Annotated in this window: 5 protein-coding genes; 1 reads left to right on the forward strand and 4 read right to left on the reverse strand. The window is 42.8% G+C overall.

The features are described from left to right. Window positions 1-232 precede the first annotated feature (232 nt). The 4 genes from CAG68_RS06035 to nadK all read right to left on the reverse strand — a co-directional run bounded on the left by CAG68_RS06035 (window position 233) and on the right by nadK (window position 4908). The gene (locus CAG68_RS06035; RefSeq protein WP_161440916.1) at window positions 233-715 is read right to left on the reverse strand and encodes a GNAT family N-acetyltransferase; all 483 of its coding nucleotides are present in this window, start codon (window positions 713-715) and stop codon (window positions 233-235) included. A gap of 21 nt (window positions 716-736) precedes the next feature. Further along, complete coding sequence (gene recN, locus CAG68_RS06040; RefSeq protein ID WP_161440917.1) at window positions 737-2401, reverse strand: DNA repair protein RecN; 1665 nt, start codon at window positions 2399-2401, stop codon at window positions 737-739. A 166-nt stretch (window positions 2402-2567) separates the two neighbouring features. Next, window positions 2568-3758, reverse strand: coding sequence for a DUF3103 domain-containing protein (locus tag CAG68_RS06045; protein ID WP_161440918.1), 1191 nt, complete (start codon window positions 3756-3758; stop codon window positions 2568-2570). Window positions 3759-4023: 265 nt separating this feature from the next. Then, window positions 4024-4908 carry an NAD(+) kinase gene (gene nadK / locus CAG68_RS06050; RefSeq protein ID WP_005381631.1) on the reverse strand — a complete coding sequence of 295 codons (885 nt, stop codon included), beginning with the start codon at window positions 4906-4908 and terminating at the stop codon, window positions 4024-4026. Window positions 4909-5054: 146 nt separating this feature from the next. On the opposite strand from nadK, the gene grpE reads away from it, so the two are divergent. Continuing rightward, the gene (gene grpE / locus CAG68_RS06055) at window positions 5055-5651 is read left to right on the forward strand and encodes a nucleotide exchange factor GrpE (protein ID WP_021034134.1); all 597 of its coding nucleotides are present in this window, start codon (window positions 5055-5057) and stop codon (window positions 5649-5651) included. The last annotated feature ends 211 nt before the right edge of the window (window positions 5652-5862 follow it).

Genomic DNA, 5862 nt, shown 5'->3' on the forward strand with positions numbered 1-5862 from the left:
TAGTAACCTTTAAAATACTGCGCTGATAATAAACAAGCTCGACGCAGATGTAAAAAGCTATGCGTCGTATGGTAGACAATCTGACAACGAATTTTGAGTTGAGTTGCATTTATTCACCGATATTAGGCGGTAAATGTCACCACATGACGTATTAGTTAGGTGACGAAGAGCACATTTCAATCGGAGGTAGGGTGATGGACGCTTTCAGCGGTGAGCCAAGCCTAGTGACTCGTTAGTTGGTTTTGGCGAATTCGCGTAATGCATCACCTGAAAAACGATAATACTCTTTTTCATGAATTAGTGTTGCACCAATTGAGCGGTAAAACTGACCTGCGGTAGGGTTACTACTTTCAGCTGTCCAGTCCAACCTTTGGCATCCACACTTGATCGCCAAAGATGCCAGATACTTCATTAACTTGAGACCAACCCCTTTTCCTCGAACCTTCGAAGATACGAACAGATCTTTTAAGTACATCTGTCCTGAGAGTTTTGGGGCAGGGAGCATGACGGTATAAGATGCAAAGCCTACGACGTCATCATTATCGTAAACCGCAATGATATTAACACCAGAATGTTCAGAGAAGACTTGGCTCTTTAGATAATGGACCAGATCGTGTTTTGATGAAGCTTTTTCTTTGAAGTAGTAATGTTCTAACTCAATAAAAATAGGGATGAGATCTAAGCAGTTGGTTTTGTGTATTGCTCTGATATCCATTTCTCATCCCTTGTCGATTTATTAAGCGGCGATAAGCAGTTCTTTTGCGTTTGCCAACGTTGAGTCGGTTATTTGACTACCCCCAAGTAAGCGAGCTAATTCTGCCACACGTTGTTGTTCATCTAATGCGTGCATTTGGGTTTCGGTTTGGCCTGCTTTGGTTTGCTTAGCTACAAACATTTGTTGATGGCCGCATCCGGCAACTTGAGGGAGGTGAGTGACACACAATACCTGAGTAGATTCGCCAAGCTTGCGTAGCATTTTGCCCACTACGGCAGCTGTTGGGCCACTAATACCTACGTCCACTTCATCGAAGATTAAACTTGGTGTATCTACTTTCTGAGCGGTGATCACTTGGATCGCTAGAGAGATGCGTGATAGCTCACCGCCTGACGCAACTTTTGCTATAGGTTGTAATGGTTGTCCCGGGTTGGTCGATACTAAGAAGCACACGCTGTCCATGCCAAGCGGCGATGGGTGCGTGTTGTCATTGCTAACTTCGATACTGAATACTGCTTTATCCATGCTCAATTCGTGCATGCTTTGTGTGATCAGTTTGTTCAGTTCTTTTGCGTAACGGCTGCGTGATTTGTGCAGTTTTTCTGCTTGTGTTAGAAAGCTTTGGTACTTGTGTTCTACTTCTTGAGCAAGTTCATCTAAACGTTCATCGGAGCAATCTAACGCTTCTACTTGGGCCTGAAGATCTTGATGATGCTGGTAGAGTTCTTCTGGCATTACGTGGTGTTTACGAGCTACAGACATCACTTTAGAAAAACGTTCTTCTACATAAGCCATACGAGCTGGATCAACATCGATGCCATCTAAGTAGCTGCGTAATTCATTCTTCGTTTCTTCAAGTTGAATCATTGCTTCTGACAGCATGTTAGGTAGCTCAGATAGCTTTTCATCTAATTCGGCTAATTGAATTAGGGAGTGATTGGCCGATTGCAAAATACCAAGCGCATTGACTTCTTCACCTTCGTAAATAAGTTCGATGGCTTGCTGACAGGTAGTGGCGAGTTCACCACTGTTGGATAGTCGTTTGTGCTCTTGCTCGAGCTCTGCAAATTCTTCTTCACCTAGCGATAACTCATTCAGTTCTTTGATTTGGTATTCAAGCAACTGTTTTTGCGCCTGGTTTTGCTGGCTATTTTCTTTTAGCTGCTTGAGGTTATTATCCGCCTGACGCCAATGCTGGTAAGCACTTCGTGTGCTTTTTAGTAGGTTTAAATGCCCAGCATATTGGTCGAGCATGGCCATTTGGTGCTCACTTCTCATCAATTGATGATGAGCGTGCTGCCCATGGATATTGATAAGTAGCTGCCCTAGAGATTTGAGCTGTGATAGTGGAACAGGGCTGCCATTAATGAAGGCTCTTGAGCGGCCTTCTTTTGTGATAATACGACGCAAAATACACTCACTGCCATCTAGCAGATCGTTATCTTCTAACCAACGTGTTGCATGTAAGTTGTTGTCCAATAAAAAAGCGGCGCTAACTTCGGTTTTCTCTTCACCTTGTCGCACCATGCCGGCATCGGCTCGTCCGCCTAAGCAGAGCCCTAAAGCATCAATAGCAATGGATTTACCCGCGCCTGTTTCACCTGTAATGGTGGTCATGCCCTTAGAAAGCTCGAGTTGTAAAGACTTAACAATCGCAAAATTATTAACACTTAGATGAGCCAGCATTTTATTTACCTGTATAACTGAACAATACTGTATAAGAGAACAGTATATACTGTTTCTTTATACAGTAAAGTCGGGTAAGGAAAATTTTCTTTGTAGGCTGTTTTTTTGTGATGAAGTGGGAAAAATGAGCCGATGTGATTACAACGACTCATTAAAGTTGAACAGGTTACGGACGAGTTGGGTTAATCGTTAGTGGTTCTAGTGTGACGACTGCATTCACACCTGCACCTGGGTGATCCACGTATAAAGTGTCTTGCATTAGAGTGTAGTAAACGTCGACGAAGTCATCATCATTCGTGAGTACACCATCGGGGATAATGTCGATGATCTTGTTCGTGATTTGCGGAATAATCGCGTAAGCCTGAACTTCTGGATCTGGAATCGCTTTCAATACTTCTTCGGCAACTTGAACAAGGAGTTTTGCCAATTGTTTATAGTCTGTGCCGTCATCTTGCTCCATGAGCACAATGTCTGCCGCACCCCAGCGGTAACGAGACCAGTGAATAATGATCTGATTTGGATAGTAATCTTGGTTATCGTAGTCTAAGTATGGAAGCTCCACCAAATCGAGAGTAGGTTCATCACGACTTGGATTGACGCCCGTTACGATAGCGTAGATTTCTGCCTTGCCAGAGATCCAAGGTTCTTTGTCATCGGCTAGACGGATCTTTTTCAACTGCGTGGTTTGAATTGGAGCCGCTTCACCCACTGCGCTACTTGACAATAGCGGTGTATTTTGGCGTTGTTCATCAGCAATATATGGTTGAACTAAAGCTGGTTGACCGAGTTTTTTCATCTCAGCTTGCATAGCTTGCAAGCCTGCTTTTAGCTCTGCAGAGCTATTGTTATCAACGACAAGTACAGGTACCTCAGGGAGCTGGTAAACATCGAGTTGATGGATGTTGCCATACACATCAAATGCTTCGATGTATTGCCAATTCTCATCATCACCACTTGGTTCAAATGCAAATAATGGCTCGACCTCGCCACTTTGCCATGCTGTTATCATGGCTTCATTTGCCAAGCGAACTTCTAACAACTGATCAGAGTATTCAGAAATACCTTTCCAGCTACGAATTTGAGTGTCAGCTTGTACAAGCTGGCGGCTGAACTCTGAGTTAGGGTTTTGCTTAACAAATGCTGATACAGACACGTTAGTCTGTTGCGGAGTAATATCTCTTCTCAGCATGGGTTCAATGGCAGCATAATTCTCACTCAATTGTTGAGCTAGGGCCCGTTTCGTCTTAGTGATATCTTCCGCTTTTGCATTGGACACACTGTTGACTTGCGTTTCCTCTGATTGGCAGCCAATAAGTGCTAATGTACTGAGAACAGACAGAATGATGGTTTTCTTCATAATATGTCCTTTATTGATTGTATGAAATAGAGTTAATACTCTATTCATGGTGAGAATATCACCGGACATAGATCATTGAATTTGCTTTTCTATCTTTTGTGTAAAGTTTGCCCACAGGATCAAAATTTATAAGCTTCTCTTTAATGATGACAAATATCGTGTCGCCTCACTACTTTGTGTCTATTTCTTGTCTAAGAAAGCCAAAAGCCAGTAGCAATTAAGCTGCTGGCTTTTTTATTGAAGTTATTGCCCTGAGTAACAAGTGTTAGAACAATTTACTAGACCAGCCAAGCTTATTCCGTAAGACGTGATAGTAGCTGTAGTCTTTTGGATGGATGAGCTTTAGTACATTTGGACTTTGATAGATGTGAATTTCGTCGCCAGGGGTAACTGGAAGTGAGACTTGTCCATCACAGCTAACTTCTTGTGTTCCACGGTTTTCTGGTGATACCACCAATTTAATTCGACGTTTTCCATCAACCACCAAAGGTCGACTCGACAATGTATGAGGGAACATTGGCACGAGTGAAATGGCATTCAAGCTAGGAGAAAGAATTGGGCCGCCGCCAGAAAGTGAATATGCCGTCGAGCCAGTCGGAGTGGAGACAATCAAACCGTCGGCCCGTAAAGAGAAGGCGAAGCTTTCATCAATATACACTTCAAATTCAATCATATGAGCAATTTGCCCTGGGTGAAGTACGGCTTCGTTTAGCGCAGCGTTATGGCTCTTTATTTGTCCGTGGCGGTGTACTTCCGCCTCTAAAAGAAAACGCTCCTCTTCAATGTACTCACCGTCGAGTACCGCTTGCAGAGACGCTTGGAAGTCGTCTGGGTTCAAGTCAGTTAAGAAGCCCAAATTTCCGCGGTTCACGCCTATAACTGGTACATCAAATCGGGATAAAATTCTTGCTGCACCTAGCATGTTGCCATCGCCACCAACCACAATGGCTAGATCGGCATTTTTTCCTAGTTCAACTAAGCTAGCAAACTGACTCTGTGGGATATCATCCAGTATTGCGGCAAGGCGATCGTCAATGAATACTTTATAGCCCTCAGAGGTCAACCATTGGTACAACTCTTTATGAGTTTGAATTGCTTGTTGATCTCTTGGTTTTCCGATAATCGCGATCACGTTACATGGATTTTTCATAGCATTTCCGCATTAAAGAGGCTTGAATCAGGAATCTTCATCCCCATAATAATGGCAAGTCACCTAAATATGCGAATTTTTATGTGGTTAAAGCCCGCAAAAACGCGCATGGCTTTAAGGGCATTATGTTGAATTCTGGAGATATCATGAGCAACGAAGAAAACAAAGTTACAGAAGAAGAGCTTGATCAAATCATCGAAGAGGCTGAAAAAGTAGAAGCTGAAGCACAAGAAGTTGAAGCTGAGCTTGAAGAGCTTGGTGATGAGACAGACGCTAAGATTGCTCAACTAGAAGCGGCACTATTGTCTAGCGAGGCAAAAGTAAAAGAGCAACAAGATGCGGTGTTGCGTTCTAAAGCTGAAGTAGAAAACATGCGTCGTCGCACTGAGCAAGAGATCGATAAAGCACGTAAGTTTGCGTTGAACAAGTTTGCAGAAGAGCTGCTTCCTGTTATTGATAACCTAGAGCGTGCAATTCAAGCGGCAGATACAGAGAATGAAACTGTGAAGCCGTTCCTAGAAGGCGTTGAACTAACACATAAAACGTTTGTAGACGTTGTCGCGAAATTTGGCTTGAAAGCAATCAACCCTGAAGGTGAAGCATTCAATCCAGAGTTCCATCAAGCGATGTCGATTCAGGAGAGCCCTGATCATGAATCAAACACTGTTATGTTTGTTATGCAAAAAGGTTACGAACTAAACGGTCGTGTGATTCGTCCGGCAATGGTAATGGTTGCTAAGTAACTTTAACTCCCTGTTTTTTTAAATATAAAAGTGCCCATCATTTTTGATGGGCGCTTTTTTGTTTTAAACATAAATGACTGCATCGAACTTCGTTGTATATCGATAAATGAAAATTTGATCCCCTTCATATTTTTTCCTATTGGTTAATTATTTTCCTATAGGAGATTTTCTCTCATCTCGCTGCGTGTTTATTAACGGAAAGGGCTATAAG

Origin of the sequence: Vibrio sp. V42_P2S4T144 (genome assembly GCF_009904715.1) — a bacterium.
GTDB lineage: Bacteria > Pseudomonadota > Gammaproteobacteria > Enterobacterales > Vibrionaceae > Vibrio > Vibrio alginolyticus.

Coding starts and splice junctions, on each gene's coding strand:
- CAG68_RS06035 (WP_161440916.1), bottom strand. CDS start 715: ATGGATATCAGAGCAATACACAAAACCAACTGCTTAGATCTCATCCCT.
- recN (WP_161440917.1), bottom strand. CDS start 2,401: ATGCTGGCTCATCTAAGTGTTAATAATTTTGCGATTGTTAAGTCTTTA.
- CAG68_RS06045 (WP_161440918.1), bottom strand. CDS start 3,758: ATGAAGAAAACCATCATTCTGTCTGTTCTCAGTACATTAGCACTTATT.
- grpE (WP_021034134.1), top strand. CDS start 5,055: ATGAGCAACGAAGAAAACAAAGTTACAGAAGAAGAGCTTGATCAAATC.
- nadK (WP_005381631.1), bottom strand. CDS start 4,908: ATGAAAAATCCATGTAACGTGATCGCGATTATCGGAAAACCAAGAGAT.